The organism is Yinghuangia sp. ASG 101 (genome assembly GCF_021165735.1).
GTDB lineage: Bacteria > Actinomycetota > Actinomycetes > Streptomycetales > Streptomycetaceae > Yinghuangia.
Genome location: NZ_CP088911.1, coordinates 1,125,539 through 1,143,135 on the forward strand (window position 1 = coordinate 1,125,539; position 17,597 = coordinate 1,143,135).

13 protein-coding genes are annotated in these 17,597 nt (G+C 74.9%); 5 read left to right on the forward strand and 8 right to left on the reverse strand.

The window, feature by feature from the left end; translation table 11 throughout:
• Nucleotides 1-178: 178 nt before the first annotated feature.
• Together LO772_RS04435 and LO772_RS04440 are read right to left on the reverse strand one after the other, a co-directional pair.
• Nucleotides 179-2,596: an AfsR/SARP family transcriptional regulator gene (locus LO772_RS04435; RefSeq protein WP_231777027.1), complete on the reverse strand. Its 2,418-nt coding sequence runs from the start codon at nucleotides 2,594-2,596 to the stop codon at nucleotides 179-181.
• Between the two features lie 498 nt (nucleotides 2,597-3,094).
• Complete coding sequence (locus LO772_RS04440) at nucleotides 3,095-3,802, reverse strand: class I SAM-dependent methyltransferase (protein ID WP_231777028.1); 708 nt, start codon at nucleotides 3,800-3,802, stop codon at nucleotides 3,095-3,097.
• A 146-nt stretch (nucleotides 3,803-3,948) separates the two neighbouring features.
• Here LO772_RS04440 and LO772_RS04445 point away from each other — a divergent pair, with 146 nt between their 5' ends.
• A complete protein-coding gene (locus LO772_RS04445) occupies nucleotides 3,949-4,752 on the forward strand; it encodes an enoyl-CoA hydratase (protein ID WP_231777029.1) in 804 nt (267 codons plus the stop codon).
• A gap of 251 nt (nucleotides 4,753-5,003) precedes the next feature.
• On the opposite strand, the gene LO772_RS04455 is transcribed toward LO772_RS04445, so the two are convergent.
• The 4 genes from LO772_RS04455 to LO772_RS04470 form a co-directional block, all read right to left on the reverse strand.
• Nucleotides 5,004-5,648 carry a response regulator gene (locus LO772_RS04455; protein WP_231777030.1) on the reverse strand — a complete coding sequence of 215 codons (645 nt, stop codon included), beginning with the start codon at nucleotides 5,646-5,648 and terminating at the stop codon, nucleotides 5,004-5,006.
• Nucleotides 5,649-5,666: 18 nt separating this feature from the next.
• A complete protein-coding gene (locus tag LO772_RS04460) occupies nucleotides 5,667-7,088 on the reverse strand; it encodes a sensor histidine kinase (RefSeq protein ID WP_231777031.1) in 1,422 nt (473 codons plus the stop codon).
• A 734-nt stretch (nucleotides 7,089-7,822) separates the two neighbouring features.
• Nucleotides 7,823-9,613: a N,N-dimethylformamidase beta subunit family domain-containing protein gene (locus LO772_RS04465; protein WP_231777032.1), complete on the reverse strand. Its 1,791-nt coding sequence runs from the start codon at nucleotides 9,611-9,613 to the stop codon at nucleotides 7,823-7,825.
• A gap of 324 nt (nucleotides 9,614-9,937) precedes the next feature.
• Nucleotides 9,938-11,254, reverse strand: a complete 1,317-nt coding sequence (locus LO772_RS04470; RefSeq protein WP_231777033.1) for an aminotransferase class I/II-fold pyridoxal phosphate-dependent enzyme — start codon at nucleotides 11,252-11,254, stop codon at nucleotides 9,938-9,940.
• Nucleotides 11,255-11,495: 241 nt separating this feature from the next.
• Here LO772_RS04470 and LO772_RS04475 point away from each other — a divergent pair, with 241 nt between their 5' ends.
• Nucleotides 11,496-12,185 carry a pyridoxamine 5'-phosphate oxidase family protein gene (locus LO772_RS04475; protein ID WP_231777034.1) on the forward strand — a complete coding sequence of 230 codons (690 nt, stop codon included), beginning with the start codon at nucleotides 11,496-11,498 and terminating at the stop codon, nucleotides 12,183-12,185.
• A 569-nt stretch (nucleotides 12,186-12,754) separates the two neighbouring features.
• On the opposite strand, the gene LO772_RS04485 is transcribed toward LO772_RS04475, so the two are convergent.
• Both LO772_RS04485 and LO772_RS04490 read right to left on the reverse strand, forming a co-directional pair.
• Complete coding sequence (locus tag LO772_RS04485; protein ID WP_231777035.1) at nucleotides 12,755-13,630, reverse strand: SDR family oxidoreductase; 876 nt, start codon at nucleotides 13,628-13,630, stop codon at nucleotides 12,755-12,757.
• Nucleotides 13,631-13,632: 2 nt separating this feature from the next.
• Complete coding sequence (locus LO772_RS04490) at nucleotides 13,633-14,595, reverse strand: EamA family transporter (protein WP_231777036.1); 963 nt, start codon at nucleotides 14,593-14,595, stop codon at nucleotides 13,633-13,635.
• A 103-nt stretch (nucleotides 14,596-14,698) separates the two neighbouring features.
• Between LO772_RS04490 and LO772_RS04495 the strand changes: the two genes are divergently transcribed.
• The 3 genes from LO772_RS04495 to LO772_RS04505 all read left to right on the forward strand — a co-directional run bounded on the left by LO772_RS04495 (nucleotide 14,699) and on the right by LO772_RS04505 (nucleotide 17,596).
• The gene (locus LO772_RS04495) at nucleotides 14,699-15,220 is read left to right on the forward strand and encodes a MarR family winged helix-turn-helix transcriptional regulator (protein ID WP_231777037.1); all 522 of its coding nucleotides are present in this window, start codon (nucleotides 14,699-14,701) and stop codon (nucleotides 15,218-15,220) included.
• A 582-nt stretch (nucleotides 15,221-15,802) separates the two neighbouring features.
• Complete coding sequence (locus LO772_RS04500) at nucleotides 15,803-16,477, forward strand: lysophospholipid acyltransferase family protein (protein ID WP_231777038.1); 675 nt, start codon at nucleotides 15,803-15,805, stop codon at nucleotides 16,475-16,477.
• 276 nt (nucleotides 16,478-16,753) lie between these two features.
• The gene (locus tag LO772_RS04505; RefSeq protein WP_231777039.1) at nucleotides 16,754-17,596 is read left to right on the forward strand and encodes a nitrilase-related carbon-nitrogen hydrolase; all 843 of its coding nucleotides are present in this window, start codon (nucleotides 16,754-16,756) and stop codon (nucleotides 17,594-17,596) included.
• The last annotated feature ends 1 nt before the right edge of the window (nucleotide 17,597 follow it).

A 17,597-nucleotide genomic window follows, 5' to 3' on the forward strand; every position in this document is an offset into this window, starting at 1 on the left:
GAACCGCCGCGGGAGGGCCCGAGTCGGCCGGTGCGGCGCGACGGCGCACGCGACGACCGGATCGGGCCCTCCCCGACAGCGGAACTCCCCGGCGCTTCACGGGTGTTCGTGTCGGAACACCCCGGGGAGCGGGGTGCGGCCGGTCCCGCGGCGTTCGCCCGCGTCCGGGCTCAGCCCGTCACACGCGGTCCGCGTACGAAGCGCGGCCCGCCAGCCGGGCGCGGGCTTCGGCCGCCGCGTCCGCCCAGCGCTCGCGCGCCTCGATCACCCACTCCTCGGGCCCGGTCTCCGGCAGCAGCAACGCGTCGGCCACGGCGAGGAGTTCGCGGAGCGTACGGGCCTCGCGGGCCGCGTCCCCGCGCGCGGCGGCGCGCCGGGCGCGGGCGAGGGCATCCTCGGCGGCGGCGATGTCCAGGTACGACCCCTCGGGCAGCCGCAGGCGGTAGGCGCCGTCCTCGAAGGGCACGAACGCGGAGGTACCGCGCCGCCCCCGGCCGGGCTCCAGGAACCGCCGCAGCTTGTAGACGGCCGTCTGGAGGCGGTGGAACGCGGCGTGCGCGGGAGCGTCCGGCCACAGCGCCGCGGCCAGCACCTCGCGGTGCACGGGCCGGCCCGCGTGCAGGGCGAGCACGCGGAACAGCACGCGGCTCTGCGGGGCCAGGCGCGCGAGGTCCAGCGGTTTGCCCGCGAGGCGTACGGCGAACCCGCCGAAGCAGCGGATGTCGAACGCGGTCGGCGGCGGCGCGGCCGGGTCGCGCCGGACGCGGAGGAACGTCTCCAGCCGGATGCCGAGGCGGGCCGCGTCCTCCGCGAGGGTGTCGTGGTCGACGTCGGACGCCCCCGGGTCGGCGAGCAGCCGGGCGCACCGCGCGATGACCAGGGCTCCGGGCAACTCCCAGCGCTCGGCGTCCCGTTCGGCGCGCAGGGCGATCTCCTCCGCACCGGGTTCGGCGCGTTGCGCGCGGGCCAGCGCCTGGTACGCGAGGGACCAGGTCGCCGCGGCGGCCATCCCGGCGGCGGCGAGACGCCGCCCGGATCCGGTGAGCAGGTCCGGGTCCGGTTCGCCGCGCAGCATCGCGGCGCAGGCCTCCATGTGGCCCGCGAGCACGCCGCCCCAGACGTCGCCGAGGCGTTCGCAGGCGGCGCGGACCGCGCGGGCCTCGCCCCGGTATTCGGAGGCGCCGGTGAGGGTGAGCCCGGCGCGGGCGAGCCGCCCGAGCCACGCCGGTCCGGTGTGCGCGACGCGCTGCGCGGCCTTCTCGACGTCGCGCACGTCGCAGCCGTGGCCGGACAGCAGGCAGCTCAGCGCCCGGAACAGCTCCGCGGCGGCGGCGAGCGGCCCGTCGCGGTCGCCGAGGAACGCGTCGAACCCGGCGATCGCGGCCCGGTAGTCGCCCGCTCCCATGCGCGACAGCGCCTCGGCGAGGCGTCCTTCGTCGTCGAGCGGGACCCCGGGGAACTCCGGGAACTCGGTGCCGCCGGGGCCGGCGACGACGGCCGTGGGCACGCCGGTCTCGGGGCCGCCGACGACGATGCCGAACTCCTCGGCGATGCGCCGGACCTCGCCGAGGTCGACCGGGGGCGTGGGACCGGCGAAGGCGCGCAGTATGCCGTGCCAGTGGGCGGGCAGCGCGGCGCCGATGACGACCGGGTGGCGTTCCATGAGTTCGTGCAGTGCGGGCCGGTCCCGGGCGAGGAACGCGGCCCAGGCCGCGCCCAACGGGTCTCCCGCGGCGCGCAGACGGGCCGCCGCCGCGGTGAACACGCCGGGCGCGTCGGGCGATGTGGTCGCGAAGCGGTGCACCAGCAGGTGGCGCAGCAGGGGTTCGCCGACGAGCCCCGCGCCGTTGCGCACGAGCGCTCCGGCGCGCTCGGCCCGCCGGAGCATCGCGGCGGCCTCGGCGCGTGCGGCGGGGGTGTCGGCGGACGCGCAGACGGCCGGGGTCAGTTCGGGGTGGATCGCGACGCGCATCAGGAACTCGCGCAGGTCCGGCCCGAGTTCGTCGAGCACCTGGCGGTCGAGGTAGCCGACCGCGAAGGGGACGCCGGGCGCGGTGAGCGTGCGCCGTACCTGACGCCGACTCAGGCCCCGGGTGCAGAGCAGGAATTCGTGCAGTGGCGCGGCCCACCCCCCGGTGAGCCAGGTGGCGTCCCAGGCGAGGACGGGGTCGGCGGGGCGGCCGTGCACGTCGGTGAACAGCCGGTCGACCTCCCACCAGCGCAGCCGCAGGTCGTCGGGGCCGACGACGACGGTGTGCGCGAGTTCGGCGCGCGAGAGGTTGAGCGCGGGCAGCGGGCGGGCGGCGGCCAGCAGATGCGCGTCGGCGGGCAGCGTCGCGGCGAGCAGTTCGAAGGTGTGGGCGGCGTCCGGGAGAAGGTGCAGGTCGTCGAGGACGAGCAGGGTGCCGGGGGCCCGGACGCGCGCGAGGACGGCGGCGCGGACCTCGCCGGGGCCGTACCGGTCGTCGGCGGTGAACCGGAGGCCCGCGCTCGGGCCCTGCCAGGTCGCGGCGTACTGGTCGAGCAACGTCGTCTTGCCGTGCCCGGCGGGTGCCGCGAGGAGTACGGGCCGGCCGTCGCGCACCGCGTCGAGCACGGCAAGGAGCCTCGGCCGTACAAGGGTTCGCGGTGCCGGGGCGGGGCGGGCGCGGACCGGTCGCGGGGTGCCGTCGTCGGCGGCCGAGCGCGGCTCCGGGATCGGGGGGACGCGGCTTGGGCCGGGGCGCGGCGCGGGGCGGCCGTCGCGGGGTGTGCGCGATGCGGCGTCCGGCGCGCCGAACGGCCCGTGGTACGGCGGCGGTTCGCGCGGAATATCGCGTTCCGCCACGTCGGCTTCTCCCCCGCTCCCCGTCGGTCCGGCCGTTTCGGCGCGGTTTGTACGCACCCCGGCCCCCGGCGGAAGCGGGCAGGCCGTGTGCGGCAGGAAGGATTGTGGCACGAGGGGTCGATCCGGGGCAGCCCCGACGATCAACGGCCGTGCGCGCGGCGCGAGTTGGGTCGAGAGTCGGGCACCGTCACCGCGGTCGCCGGTGCGGCGCGGGTCGGCCCCTGATCGGGCTCCGGCCGGTCGGCCGCCGCCGGTTCGGGGCGCGGTTCAGCTCCGATCGCGGCGCACGGCGGGGTGGTGCCAGATCATGGCGTGGGCGAAGTCGAGGTCGGTGAAACGCGCCTCGGGGAAGACCTCGCGGTAGCGCCGTTCGAACCCGGTGCGGGTCAGGTAGCGGTCGCTGAGCAGATGGGCCAGCCACGGCCGGCTGGTGCGGAACCGGTAGAGCCACCACGCGTCGCGCGCGCCCAGGCGCAGGATGTCGCGCGGCAGCTCGTACGCCGCACCGGTGAGGTACGCCCAGCGCGGCGGCGTCGGACGGCCGGAGACGTTGTCGACGAGTATCGCGGTGCCGCCGGGCCGGACCAGGGAGCGCAGGTGGCGCAGCGCCTTGCCCAGGTCGGGGACGTGGTGCAGCGTCGCGATGCTGATGACGAGGTCGAAGCCGTCGTCGTCGGCGATGTCGTGCAGGTCGCGCGCCTCGTAGCGCACCCGGGCGTGCGAGCGGCGCAGGCGTGCGGTCTCGACGAGGGCGGGGCTCAGGTCGGCGGCGACGACCTCGCGGTAGGAGTCCGCCAGGAACTGTGCGTGGCGCCCCGACCCGCATCCCGCGTCGAGGGCGCGGGCACCGCCGAGGGCCAGCTCGGTCAGGCGCGCGCCGAGCCATTCGCCGAGCGGGTCGTGGAGGTCGCAATAGCGGTCGTAGTCCCCGGCGAAGGAGTCGAAGGACCGGGGATCCGCGCGGGCCTCGCGCATGCCGTACCGCCCCTTCGTGCGCCCGCCTCTTGACATCGTGCTCCCGTACCGGTGCGCTTGGCGTTGCTCATTGACAAAGTCAAGAACATTACCGGCAACAACCGGCCCGCCCGTGTTTCTTCCCGACCGCCCGAGGATGCCGCCCCATGTCGTTCGTGCTTGTCGACAAACCGCGCCCCCACGTCGCTCTGATCACGCTCAACCGCCCCGAGCGCATGAACGCGATGGCCTTCGACGTGATGGTCCCCTTTCGAACCGTCCTGGAGCAGGTCGGCGCGGACAACGATACGCGGGTGGTGGTGCTCACCGGGGCGGGGCGGGGGTTCTGCTCGGGTGCGGACCTCGAAGGCGCGGGGCGGGTCCCCGGGATCGCCGGGCTGACCCGCTCGTCGATCGCCCGGCGGTCGATGGACATCCTCGACGACGTGATCACGGCGCTGCGCAAACTGCACCAACCGGTCATCGGCGCGATCAACGGGCCGGCGATCGGCGGCGGGTTCTGCCTGGCCGTCGCGACCGACATCCGGCTCGCCGCGCCGTCGGCGTACTTCCGCGCGGCCGGTATCAACAACGGCCTGACGGCGAGCGAGCTGGGGCTCGGCTACCTGCTGCCGCGCGCGATCGGGGCGTCGCGGGCCTTCGAGATCATGCTGTCCGGGCGGGACGTGCCCGCCGAGGAGGCCGCGGGCATGGGCCTGGTGTCGCGCGTCGTCCCGGAGGACGCCCTGCTCGACGCGGCGTTCGAGCTGGCCGAGCGGATCATCGGCTTCAGCCGCGTGGGTGTCGAGGTCACCAAGCGCATGCTGTGGGCGGGCCTGGAGGCCGGCAGCATGCGGGCGCACATGGACGCCGAGGCGCACGCGCAGCTGTACGTGCGCCTCACGACCCGCAACTTCGAGGAGGCGGTCGCGGCCCGCAAGGAGAAGCGCGTCCCGGACTACCGGGACTGACGGGGCTGGCCGGACTGGCCGGACTGGCAGGACTGGCAGGACTGGCAGGACTGACGAGGGTGACGGGACGAGGCCGACACAGCCGACGGGACCGACGGGACCGACGGGACCGACGGGACCGATACGGGACCGACGGGACCGACGGGACCGATACGGGACCGACGAAGCCAACCACGGCGACAAGGTTCACACGAGGCCGACGAGACCAACCGGGCCCGCGAGGCCCGCGAGGCCCACCCCGCCCGCGCCACTCAGCCGCGCAAATACTTCAGCACCGCCATCACCCGCCGGTGGTCGTCGTCCGAGGGCGGCAGGTCGAGTTTGGTGAAGATGCCGCCGACGTGCTTCTCCACCGCCCGGTCGGTGATGCGCAGCGCCTTGGCGATCGCCGCGTTGGAGCGCCCTTCGGCCATGCGCGCGAGGACTTCGCGCTCGCGCGGGGTCAGCCTGTCGAGCGCGTCCACGCGCCGGTCGCCGCCGAGCAGTTGGCCGACGACCTCCGGGTCGAGCGCGGTGCCGCCGGCCGCGACGCGGGTGAGGGCGTCGACGAAGTCGCGTACGTCGACGACGCGTTCCTTGAGCAGGTAGCCCACCCCGGCGGCGTTCTCGGCGAGGAGGCGTGCGGCGTACCGGGTTTCGACGTATTGCGAGAAGACGAGCACGCCCGTCTCCGGATGCGTGCGCCGCATCTCGATCGCCGCGCGCAGCCCCTCGTCGGTGTGCGTGGGCGGCATGCGGACGTCGACGACGGCGACGTCCGGCCGGTGTTCGGCGACCGCGGCGAGCAGCCCGTCCGCGTCCGCCACGGCGGCGGCGACCTCGTGGCCGCGATCGGTCAGGAGCTGGACGAGTCCGTCCCGCAGGATCGCGGCGTCCTCCGCGATGACGATGCGCATGGGGACGATGCTCTCAGGTCACGTGCGCACGGGAAGCTCGACGGTCACCCGGGTGGGGCCGTCGTCCGGGCTGTCCACGCGCAGGACGCCGTCGACCGTGCGCACGCGCTCGGCCAGCCCGGCGAGCCCGCCGCCGTCCCGCACGCGCACTCCCCCGCGGCCGTTGTCCTCGACACCGACCGTCAGCGTGTCCCCGCGCCGGATCGCGGTGACCGCGATCTCGGTCGCGCCGCTGTGCCGGGTCGCGTTGGTGAGGAGTTCGGCGGCGCAGAAGTAGGCGATGGTCTCGAGCGCGGCCGGCGGGCGCCGGGCGATGTCGGTGTGCAGCCGGACCGGCACGGCGCATCCGGCGACGAGCGTACCGAGCGCGGCGTCCAGACCCTGGTCGAGTACGGGTGGGTGGATCCCGCGGGCCAGGTCCCGGAGTTCGCCGATCGCGACGCGGGCGTTGCCGAGTGCGGACGCGACGTGCGTACGGGCCTTGCCGACGTCGACGGATTGGTCCGGGTCGTCGGGGTCCAGTTGCTCCTGGGCCTGGCTCAGGTGCATCGCGAGGGCCACGATCCGGGCCTGGGCGCCGTCGTGCAGGTCGCGCTCGATGCGCCGCAGGCGCGCGGCGGAGTCGTCGACGGCGATGGCGCGGGTCTCCTCCAGGTCGCGCACGCGCTCGGCGAGGCGGATCGGGCCGAGCAGGGCGCGTATGAGGCGGAGGTCGACGCGGGTGACCAGGCGTACCCCCCACGGCGCGGCGAGGAGCAGCACCACGCCGGCCAGGACGACGGCCAGGATCTCGAATCCGCTGTCCATCGGATTCCCACCGAGGACGATGCCGGCTCGGTCCACCCGGCCGGACTCGTCGGTCTGGTGGGGATCGAAGATCAGCAGCAGGGCCGGGTAGGCCACGCAGACCACGCCGACGGCCCACAGCCACCACGCGAGGGCGATGCCGACCGCCGCGACCGGAATCCGCACGACGAGGAAGGCCAGCCCGCGCCACCCTTCGGCGTGCCCCAGGCCGGACCCCAGCCAGCCGAACGCTCCCGGCCGGGCCTTGAAGGGGCGCGGCGCCGGGACGTCCTCGCGCAGGAGCGTGCGGGCCATCGCGCGGTGGATGCCGCCCTGGTAGCGGGCCAGGAGGACGACCCCGGCGAGCAGCGGCAGGCCGACGACGGTGATCGACAGCGGCACGGAGACGAGGATTCCCGCCAGGAACGCCACCAGGAGCACCACGGTGAGCGGGAACGCCGCGGTGACGTAGAGGAGTTCGCGCAGCGACCGGAGCCGGGTGGGTTCGCGGAGGATCCGGCGGACGAGCGGGCGCGCGGCCCCGGACCGTACCCGATCGGCGGGCGGGCCGGCGGGCCCTTCCCCGTCGGGCCGCCGAGGATCGCGGGGGGCCTCGACACGAGGCGACTGCTGCGGGTCCGGAGCATCATGCATGCCCGCCATCGTGCCCGCCCCCTTCGACCACCGACAGTGCGCGGCCTCCCGCCACCGGGGTACGGCCTGCCCCACCCTGGGAGGACGGCTCACCACCGGCGGCACGGGTCGGCGCGCGGATGCGCGGCGGATCGCGCGCCTCGCTCCGGCCCCGACGGCTCCCGGCAGCGGAACGCCGCGGTCGGGCCGACCACGGAGAAGACCATCACGACGACGATCGACGCCCCCGGGGCCGCGTGGCGGCGAGAGCCCCGCGATCGGGTCCGCGGCCCACGGCTCCCACCGGACGCGGCCTCGGCCCGATGCGACGGCCCACCGCCCCGGCCGGGCGGACCGGAGGCGTTCGGTGACGCAGCGCGGTCGGACGCGCTCGGTCCCCCCGACCGATCCGGCACGTGTCTCCGCCCCGACCCGCACGACACCGCCCGCACCGCGCGGCCCACGCGCGGCCCCTCACCCGGTACGGCCCGCACCGCGCGGATCACCCGCGGCCCCTCGGCCGCCGCAGCGCAACCGCCTGCCCTCCCCCGCGGCCCTCAGCGCCACGCGGCTCGCCCACACCCTCGGCCCGTGCGGCCGCCCCGCCCGGACCCCCCACGACCGTCGGCACCGCACGGCACACCCACACCCTCAGCCCGCGCAGCCGCCCCACCCGAACCCCCCACGACCGTCGACACCGCACGGCACGCATACGGCCGACATCCGAGCCACCCCGCCCGGCCGTCCCGCGCCCCTCAGCCCGCCAGGAACCGCCGGAACAGGTTCTCCGTCGCCCGTTGCACGCGTGGTTCCGCGAAGCGCGGATTGCCGAGGGCCTGCGACCACCGGAAGGTGCCCGCGGTGAAGACCAGGCCGCCCGACGTGTTGCGGTGGATGACGCTCTGCTGTTGCTGCCGCGCGCCGCGCGGGTCGCGGTAGGGGGACTCGGCGACGAAGACCGACTCCCCGCGCGGCGTGGCCGCGCGCCCGTGGCGTCGGTCGGCCTCGCCGAACACCATGCCGTCGAGGGCGTCGCCGTCCCGCAGCCCGGTGCCCTCCCAGAACCAGTGCGACGCCTCCCGCACGACCAGCGGGTGCGCGCCGTCGACGACGCTGACGTACTGGACGCCCAGCAGCTGCTGTTCGGGCCGGTGCAGGTCGCGCCACAGCACCGTGGGCCCGGGGGCCCGGCCGTCGGTGGACCACTGGGCGCTCTTGTTGCAGAACACCACACGGTCGGCGACGCCGTCCGTGGAAGGCCGGATCCGTACGTGCCAGTAGATGTTGTTGGCGGCCAGGAACGCCGCGTTCACGCCCGCGTCCAGGGCGCGTTCCAACGCCGTCCGCATCTCCCACGACCAGTACTCGTCGTGGCCGGGGAAGATCAGCGCCCGGTGGCGGCTCGGGTCCACGCGTCCGGTGTGCAGGTCGAAGTCGGTGGCGTAGACGAGGTCGTAGCCCTTCTCCTCGGCCCACCGGATGAACGAGTGGTTCAGTTCGAACGCGTGCGGGAACCCGGCGCCGCCGTAGGGCCGGTCGAACGACACCGCCCGGGCCTTGAGCCCGGCGCTCGGTTTGCCGGTCGCCGGGTTCTCGCCGTAGTAGAGGCTGCGGCCGGTGCGGCCGTCCATCGGGTACTGGTTGTACGCCTGACAGGTCATCACCGGGAGCACCACGAGGAAATCCCCGGCGCGTTCGGGCTCGTTAACGGTGAACTGCACGTAGCTGCGGAAGCCGTCCGCGTTGGTGAGGACCGCGAAGTACGCGCCGCCCGGCCAGTCGTGCGGGATCTCCGTCTCCCAGCTGTCCTCCCACGCGCACACCACCGCCCCGGACTCCGCGTCCATGAAGGCGGGTTGCTGGCGTCTGCCGGGGATGCCGTCGGCGCGCGCCATCAGGCGTCCGGCGCTGCCGCCGTAGTGGCCCATGCGGTAGATCTCGACACCGAACGGCTGGTCGCGGTCGACGGAGACCTTGAGGCGCAGTCGCCCGCCCGGTGGGATGCCGATCTCCGTCGCGTAGCCCTTGATCTGGCCGACGCGGTCGGAGGCGGCCTTCGGGCCGATCTGCCAACCCCGGTCGCCGCGCTTGGCGTTCTCCTCGGCGATCATCCCGGGCCGCGCGGGCAGCCCCGGCCCCGGCGGGACCGGCGGAACGGCGGGGCCGGGGACGAGGCGGCCGTCGGGGCGCGGGCCGTGGCCGAACAACGCGAGCCCGGCTCCGAGGGCCGCGGCACCGAGAACGGCGCGGCGGGCGACGGCGGGCGGGGCCTCCGCGGGGTCGGTGGTCCGGGCCGGTTCGGCGGGTTCGAGGGGTTCGGCGGGTGCGGGGCGGTCGCCGTCGCCGGGCGGCGTGTCGGTGTCCGGCGTACCCGGCCGGGGCTCGAACAACGCGGCGGCGCCCGCGGATTCCGGGCCCGCGCCGACCGCCGGGGCTTCCGTGGCCGCCACGACCGGCACCGTCACCGCTACCGCGCGGACCGCGTCCGACTCCTCCGACGCGGTCTCGCCGGAGGTGCGGCTCGGGTCGGGCTCAAGAGTGGTCACGCGGCGCCACCCGGGCCCCCGAGGCCGGGCACGCCGGGCGCCGCGGCACGCGGAGGCGTGACGACGCGCGGACGATCCCGGCGGGGCTCGCGTCCGGTCGGGCTGTCGTGCGTGGCGGCGGGACGCGAACGCATCGTGGCTTGCTCCCCTCCGACCGGGCGGATGTCTCGGCACGCGCGGCTCCGCCCTGCCGGGCACCGGAGTGGTCCGGAGCGGCGTGTGGCGCGCGTGCTCACGGAAATGCTAAGCGTTCGGCGCGGTGTGCCGGTTGGCGGGGCGACCTGCGGCAATTGCGTGTCGTGCGAACGGTGTTCAGGCCGCGTTTCAGACCGTGTTGCGGAATCGACCGGACGGCGGAGTGTCCGGCACCGCCGCGACGGCGTCAGCGAGCGCGTCGGCCTCGTCGCGCATCAGGCGGGCGACGGTGATGCGGACGGCCGGCCCCGAGTCGATGCGGAAGCGCTTTCCGGGGGCCACCAGCCAGCCCCGGGCCAGGAGTTCGGCGACGGCGACGACCTCGTCGCGGACCGGCACCCACACGTTGATCCCCGAGCGCCCGTATCCGGTCACCCCGCGCCGCGCGAGCGCGTCGACCAGCCAGGCGCGGCGTTCGGTGTACGCCGTCCGGGCGTGTTCGATCCGCGCGGCGACGCTCTCCGACGTCCACGCCGCCGCGACCGCGTGTTGCAGCGCGTGGCTGACCCAGCCCGGGCCGAGCCGCTGCCGTCCCGCGATGCGGCCGACCGTGGTGGCGTCGCCGGAGGCCACGGCGCAGCGCAGGTCGGGCCCGTACGCCTTGGCGCTCGAACGCACGTACAGCCAGTGCGCGGTGTCGCCGGCCACGGGCGCCAATTCGGGCCCGGCGATGGCGTTGCCGTGGTCGTCCTCGATCACGAAGACGTCCGGTCGGGCGGCGAGCACGCTGCGCAGTTCCGCCGCGCGCGCGGCGGAGACGGCGGCGCCGCGCGGGTTCTGCGCGCGGGCGGTGACCACGAACGCCCGGGCGCCGGCGCGGAGTCCGTCCGCGACGGACTCGGGGTCCGGGCCGTCGTCGTCGACGCGGACCGGCCGGGCGTTGAGGTTCAGCGCGGCGAGCAGGTCGAGGAAGTTGGCCCATCCGGGGTCCTCGACCAGCACGGTGTCGCCGGGCCGCAGGTGGGCCATGAGCCCGCGCTCGACGGCGTCCAGGGCACCGGACGCGGCGACCATGTGGTCGGCGGGCACGCCGTCGCGGGTGAAGACCGTGCGCGCGGCGTCGGCGAGCGGCGGATACAGCGCGGGGTGGTCGTACAGCGTCCGCCAGGTCGCCGGGTCGGGGAACATCGGTGCGGGCAGCAGGTCGGGGTCGGGTTCGCCGGACGCCAGGACACGCGTCCCCGGGGGCACGTCGGGCCCGTGGGCGCTGCGCGCGGACGCGGCCGGGCGGGGCCGCACCCGGGTGCCGGCGCGCCCGTGGGTCTCGACGATGCCGCGCTCGCGCAGGAGACGGTACGCGGCGGCGACGGTGTTGGGGTTGACCCCGAGCCCGGCCGCGAGCACGCGGACGGGCGGCAGCGCGTCGCCGGGTGCGAGCGCGCCTTGGTGCAGATCGCGCTCGACGGACGCCGCGATGTCGGCGGCGGTACGCCCGGTCGGGGCCACGGCTGTCCTCCCGAATCCTGGTGGTCGTGCGGATGTCCGGATGCGCCCGGTTTCGCGGGCGGTCCGTTCACAGGACCGCACGGTACGCCACCGCCCCCGGCCTCCCCGCCGATCCGCCGCGTCACCGCCCCCGGGGCACGGCTGCCCGCCCCCGGCCTTTCCCGTTGACAGCCCTCCCCTGACCACCTCTATCGTACTAGCACGATCAACATTTTGCACTAATACAAAAGGAGTCCCGACGATGACCGCCGTCCCCGACCCCTCGCCGCCCGCCTACGACCGCTCCCCCGCCACCACCCCCACCCGCTACCGCGACCGCATGCGCTACGACGCCGACACCGTGCACGCGGTCCTGGACGACGCCTTCCTCGCCCACGTGTCGTTCGTCGCCTCCGGGCAGCCGCAGATCCTCCCGCTGATCTTCGGCCGCCACGCGAGCCGGCTGTACGTGCACGCCTCAAGCGGCTCGCACCTGGCCCTCGCGGTCCGCGACGCCGGCGACGCGGGGCTTCCGGTGTCCCTCGCCGTCACCATCGCCGACTCGGTGGTCCTCGCCCGCTCCGCGATGCACCACTCGATGGACTTCCGCTGCGTCGTCGCCCACGGCCCGCTGCGCCGCGTCACCGACCCCGACGAAGTCGCCCTCGGCTGGCGGACGATGATCGACCACCTGATCCCCGGCCGCTACGCCGACTCGCGCCCGCCCGCCCCCCGCGAGACCGCGCAGACGGGCCTCTTCGCCCTCGACCTCGTCGAGGCCGCCGCGAAGATCCGCTCGCACGGCCTCTCCGAGGACGAGGCCGACCGCACCCTCGACCACTGGGCCGGCGTCATCCCCCTCCGCACCACCGCCGGCACCCCGCGCCCCGACAACGGCGTCACCACCGAGCCCCCCACCTACCTCACCCACTGGCTCGGCACCCACTCCTGACCCCACCCCGAGCCTCGACGCCCAACTCCGTTTGCCTCCAACCGGTACGGCCGGTACTTTTCCGCTCTCGCGCGAACCGCCGCATCTCGGGCGACGCCGCCGCGCCGCGGACCGCGACCTCCGGGAGCGCCTTGTTGGGGGGACGGCGGGGTGCGCGGCTCGTGCGACGCGTTGGCGATGAACCGCCGTTGCCCGGCGAACGCGTGGTCGAGCCGGGACGGCATCACGTCGAAGGTGTCGGCGAGTTCCTTGATCTCGTCGTGCGGCCCGTCGAGCGCGATGCGGCGGGAGGTGCCCGTGACCCCGGTGCGGGGGCGGGTGGAGGACCCGACCGAGGCCTTGGCGACGCCGTGAACCGCGACGGGCCCCTGCCGCGGCGCGGTGTGCGGGTCGTTGCCGCACCAGGCCGAGGGCGGGCAGGCGGGGGCGGTCGCGGTGCCGCGGGGACGGGGTGACACCCACCGGGCCCCGAACACGCGGCAACGGCGTTGATGTTGACGATGGTTCGCGAGGCCGATCACCAACGACGATGACGTCGGCCGAGGTTCGCGGCCCGCCCCCCGCCCTCGTCACCGCCCCGCGAACGCCGCCGCGTGGTCGCGGGCGAACGCGGCGACATCGCGCGGGGGGCGGCCGAGGAGGTCGGTGGCCGTGTCGGTGGTGAAGTCGCCCCAGCCGGACGCGTACGCCCGTGCGTACTCCTCCAGCATGTCGACGATCCACGCCGGGACGCCGTGGCCGAGCAGCGTCCCGCGCCTGGCCTCGTCGCCCACCGGCCGGTAGCCGACCGGCCTGCCGAGGGCGCCGCTCATCCGGTCCGCGACCTCGTCGAACGTCAGCGAGCGCGGGCCGGTGAGGGTGTAGGTGCGGCCGTGGTGCCGGTCGGGGTCGTCCGTGAGCACGCGGGCGGCGCACTCGGCGATGTCGCGCGCGTCGATCATGCCGATCCGGGCCGCGCCCATGTTCAGCGCGAACGTCCCCGCCGCGGCGACGTCGGCGGCCTCGTTGAGCAGGTTCTGCATGAACCAGTGGGGACGCAGGATCGTCCACCGCATGCCGCAGCTCTCGGTCTCCCGGTCGGACAGGGCGTGCAATCGGCCGCTGCGGTTCGGCGCGTCGTGCGCCGCGCCGACGACGGAGAGCCGCACGACACGTTCGACGCCCGCCCGACGTGCGGCCCACAGCGCGTTCATGGAGTTCTCGGGAGAGCGCGGGCCGTTCGGGGTGAGCAGCCACACGTCCCGCACCCCGTCGAACGCGGGCGGCAGCGTCCGCGGGTCGTCGAGGTCGCCGACGACGATCTCGGCGCCCCGCGCACGCAGGCGGTCCGCGGCGGACGCGTCGCGGACGAGCGCGCGCAGCCGCACATCGGCGCCCTCCAACGCGTCGACCAGTGCGGTGGACACCGTTCCGGTGGCTCCGGTGATCAGGACCGTACGCGACATGGTCATTCTCCTTCGATGGTGGCCGCGGCCTTCGCGGCGCGGGTGCGGAACAGCAGATCGCGGGCGGCGTCGGGGCCGAGTTGCGCCGCGGCGATCGCACCGAGCGCGAGCACGAATCCGACGCCCTGCCACGCCGTCAGCGACTGGCCGAGGAACAGCCATCCGAGAACGGCGGCCACCACGGGCGACAGCAGGGCGAGGAACGACACGGCGACCACCGGGAGCCGCCCGATCCCGCGAAACCAGACGGGGTACGACAGCAGCGCCCCGGCGACGGTCAGCCACGCGTAGCCGCCGACCGCGCGCCCGTCCAGGCCGGACGGCAGCCCCTCGGCGACCAGCGCGATCGGGGCCAGCACGAGCCCGCCCGCGGTGAGCTGCCAGCCGGCCAGAGCCGTCGGCCCGACACCCTCCGGGCGCCCCCAGCGCTTGGTCAGCACGATGCCGCCCGCCATCACTCCGGCCGCCGCGACGCCGGCCACGACGCCGACCGCGTCGAACGCGACCCGTCCGCGCAGCACGATCAACCCGACGCCCGCCACTCCGGCCAGGCCCCAGCCGAGCCGCCAACGCGTGGGCTTCTCGCCGAGCAGCGCGAACGCCAGGCCGACGACGAACAGCGGCTGCACGGCGGTCAGGGTCGCCGCGACGCCGCCCGGCAGCCGGTAGGCGGCGACGAACAGCAGGGCGAAGAGCGCGCCGATGTTGAGGGTGCCGAGCACGAGCGAGCGCCACAGCCATCGGCCGCGCGGCAGGCGACGCGTGACCGCGAGCAGGATCAGCCCGGCGGGCAGCGCGCGGACCACGCCGGAGACGAGCGGGTACCCCGGCGGCAGGAATTCGCTGGTGACCAGGTACGTCGTCCCCCAGACCGCGGGGACGACCGCGGTCAGCGCGGTCACCGCCGACGTGCGTCCGGCCCGGGCCCCGGTGCCCGCACCCGGCCGGAGCAGACTCTGCGCCACGACAATCTCCTTAACGTTGAAATGTTCAACGTTGGGAAATCTAGCCGCCCGTTAGAATGGCGTCAAACATTTTCACGTTGAGATGTTGCGGAGGCACAGGCCCGTGGAGGACAGCGTCGACTGGCGGCTCAACCAGTGGCGGACCGAGCGACCCGACGTCGACCCCTCGCCGATGGGCGTCGTCGCCCGCATCCAGCGCGCGTGCCGCCTGCTCGAACGCGAGCTGCGCGACAATTTCGCCGCCCACGGCCTCCAGCTGTGGGAGTTCGACGTGCTGGGGACGCTGCGCCGCTCGGGGCCTCCGTACCAGCTCACCGCCGGGCAGTTGGTCGACTCGTCGATGGTCACCTCCGGGGCGATCACCAACCGCATCGACCGCCTCGTCGCGCGCGACCTGGTGACGCGCGAGGTCGATCCGCACAACCGGCGCAGCGTGCTGATCACGCTGACCGAGGCGGGCCGGGAACTGATCGACACCGCCGTCGTCGACCACGTCGACCTGGAGGCGAGGCTGCTCGCCAAGCTCAGCGCACGCGACCAGGACCACCTCGCCGGGTTGCTGCGCAAGCTGCTCACCAGCCTCGGGGACCACTCGCCCGGCGGTACCGTGAAGCCGGGCACCTGACGTGCGCCGCCCGCCCGGCGCACGGCACCGGACGGGCGGAGGCGGGCGGGGACCGTGTCCGGCCGAGGCCGGACGGGCCGGCCGAGGGCACATGTCGGCCGACCCGCGCACGCGCGACGACTTCGGCGGCCCGGCAGGCACCCCGAGGCACACGGACCGGACGGCGCCCCGGCCGGGCCCCCGGAACGCCCTCCGCCGATGCCCGCGGGAAACGGCCCGAGCCACGTGCCCGGACGGTGGCCGCCGACCGCGAGGCGCCTGGTGGGCCGCCGTGCCCACGCACGGCCTCCGGACGCGGACCGGGCGGCGGCTCCGGCCGTGCTCCCGCCGCACCGAGGCCGCGCACCGACCGCCCGAATCCCCGGGCGGCCGACCGCGCGGCACGAGCCGCGGGGTCGGCGCGGCCACCCGCGACACCGTCGCGGCATGGCTTGATCCGCTCCCCGACCGGCCGCACGGGGGGCTCGCCGCGCCGCCGCTCCCCGGCGCGACGCGAGGGGGAGACCGCCGTCGGCGGTGCACCGGGGAGCGGTTCCGAATGGGTAGGGTGACCCCTGCCCTAGATCCCGACCGGGGGAAGACGTGCTGATCTACCACTTCATGCACCGCGTCGTCGCGCCGACCTCGCGAGCGATTTGGCGTCCGCGTGTGGAGGGGACCGAGAACGTCCCGCGAACGGGCGGGGTCATCATCGCGAGCAACCACCTGTCGTTTTGCGACAGTCTGGTGATCCCGATCGTCGCGCCGCGCAAAGTCACGTTCCTCGCGAAGGCCGAGTACTTCGACGGCAAGGGCATCAAGGGAGCGGCCGGACGGGCGTTCTTCGAGGGCCTGGGCGCGGTTCCGGTGCCGCGCGAGCAGAAGCGCGGCGCGATGGCCGCGCTGGAGGCCGGCAAGGACGTGCTGGACAGCGGCATGGCGTTCGGGATCTACCCCGAGGGCACGCGGTCGCTGGACGGCCGCCTCTACCGGGGCAGGACGGGCGTGGCGTGGCTGGCCCTGACCGCGAAGGTCCCGGTCGTCCCCGTCGGCCTCGTCGACACCGACAAGGTGCAGCCGGTCGGGACGCGCATCCCCAAGCTCCGCCCCAAGGCGCTCGTCCGGTTCGGCGAGCCGCTCGACTTCTCGGAGCACTACGGCCGCAAGGACATCGCCAAGGCGCGGCGCGAGATCACCGACGAGATCATGGACGCGATCCAGAAGCTCTCGGGCCAGGAGTCGGCCGGCGTCTACAACGAGCGCCCGCAGGACGCCTGACCGCCCGCGGCACCGCCGTACGGGCCCCACGCACGCACCCCGCGCCGGACGCGCACCGCCGGGACGGACCGCTCACCCGCCCCGGCCCCGGACGCGTCCGGGCCAATTGGCGCCCGAGGGAACACGGTTCCCCCGGGCGCGCGGCATGTCCGGCCTCCCCGGTCTCGAACTACCCGCCGGTAATCTCCGGTTCGCCGCGTTTCCCGGCCCCCCTGTCGGCAACCACCGCCCCACACTGGGGCACGGCGTTGTCAGCATTTGGAGGGTTTTCCACCCATGTCGCAGTTGGTACGCGCCGCCTTGGTGCAGACGAAGTGGACCGGCGACGGCGCCTCGATGGTCGACGTCCACGAGGCGTACGCCCGCGAGGCCGCCGCGCAGGGCGCCCGGATCCTGGGCTTCCAGGAGTTGTTCAACGCCCCCTACTTCTGCCAGGTGCAGGACGCCGAGCACCACAAGTGGGCCGAGCCGGTCCCGGACGGGCCGACGACGGCGCGCATGAGCGCGCTCGCCCGCGAACTCGGCATGGTGCTGGTGGTCCCGGTGTTCGAGGCGGAGTCGCCGGGCTTCCACTACAACACCGCCGCGGTGATCGACGCCGACGGCACCGTGCTCGGCAAGTACCGCAAACACCACCTGCCGCAACTCCCGGGATTCTGGGAGAAGTTCTACTTCCGGCCGGGCAACCTGGGCTGGCCGGTGTTCGACACCGCCGCGGGCCGGATCGGCGTCTACATCTGCTACGACCGGCACTTCCCCGAGGGCTGGCGGGCCCTGGGCCTGGCGGGCGCGCAGCTGGTGTACAACCCGTCGGCGACCAGCCGGAGCCTGTCGTCCCACCTGTGGCGGCTGGAACAGCCCGCGGCAGCCGCCGCCAACGAGTACTTCGTCGCCGCGATCAACCGGGTCGGCGTCGAGGAGTACGGCGACAACGACTTCTACGGGACCAGCTACTTCGTCGACCCGCGCGGGCGGCTCGTCGGGGCGCCGGCGTCCGACCGCGACGAGGAACTGCTCGTCCGCGACCTGGACTTCGGCACGATCGACGAGGTCCGCCGGGAGTGGGCGTTCTACCGCGACCGGCGCCCCGACGCGTACGGCCTCCTGACGGAGGGCTGAC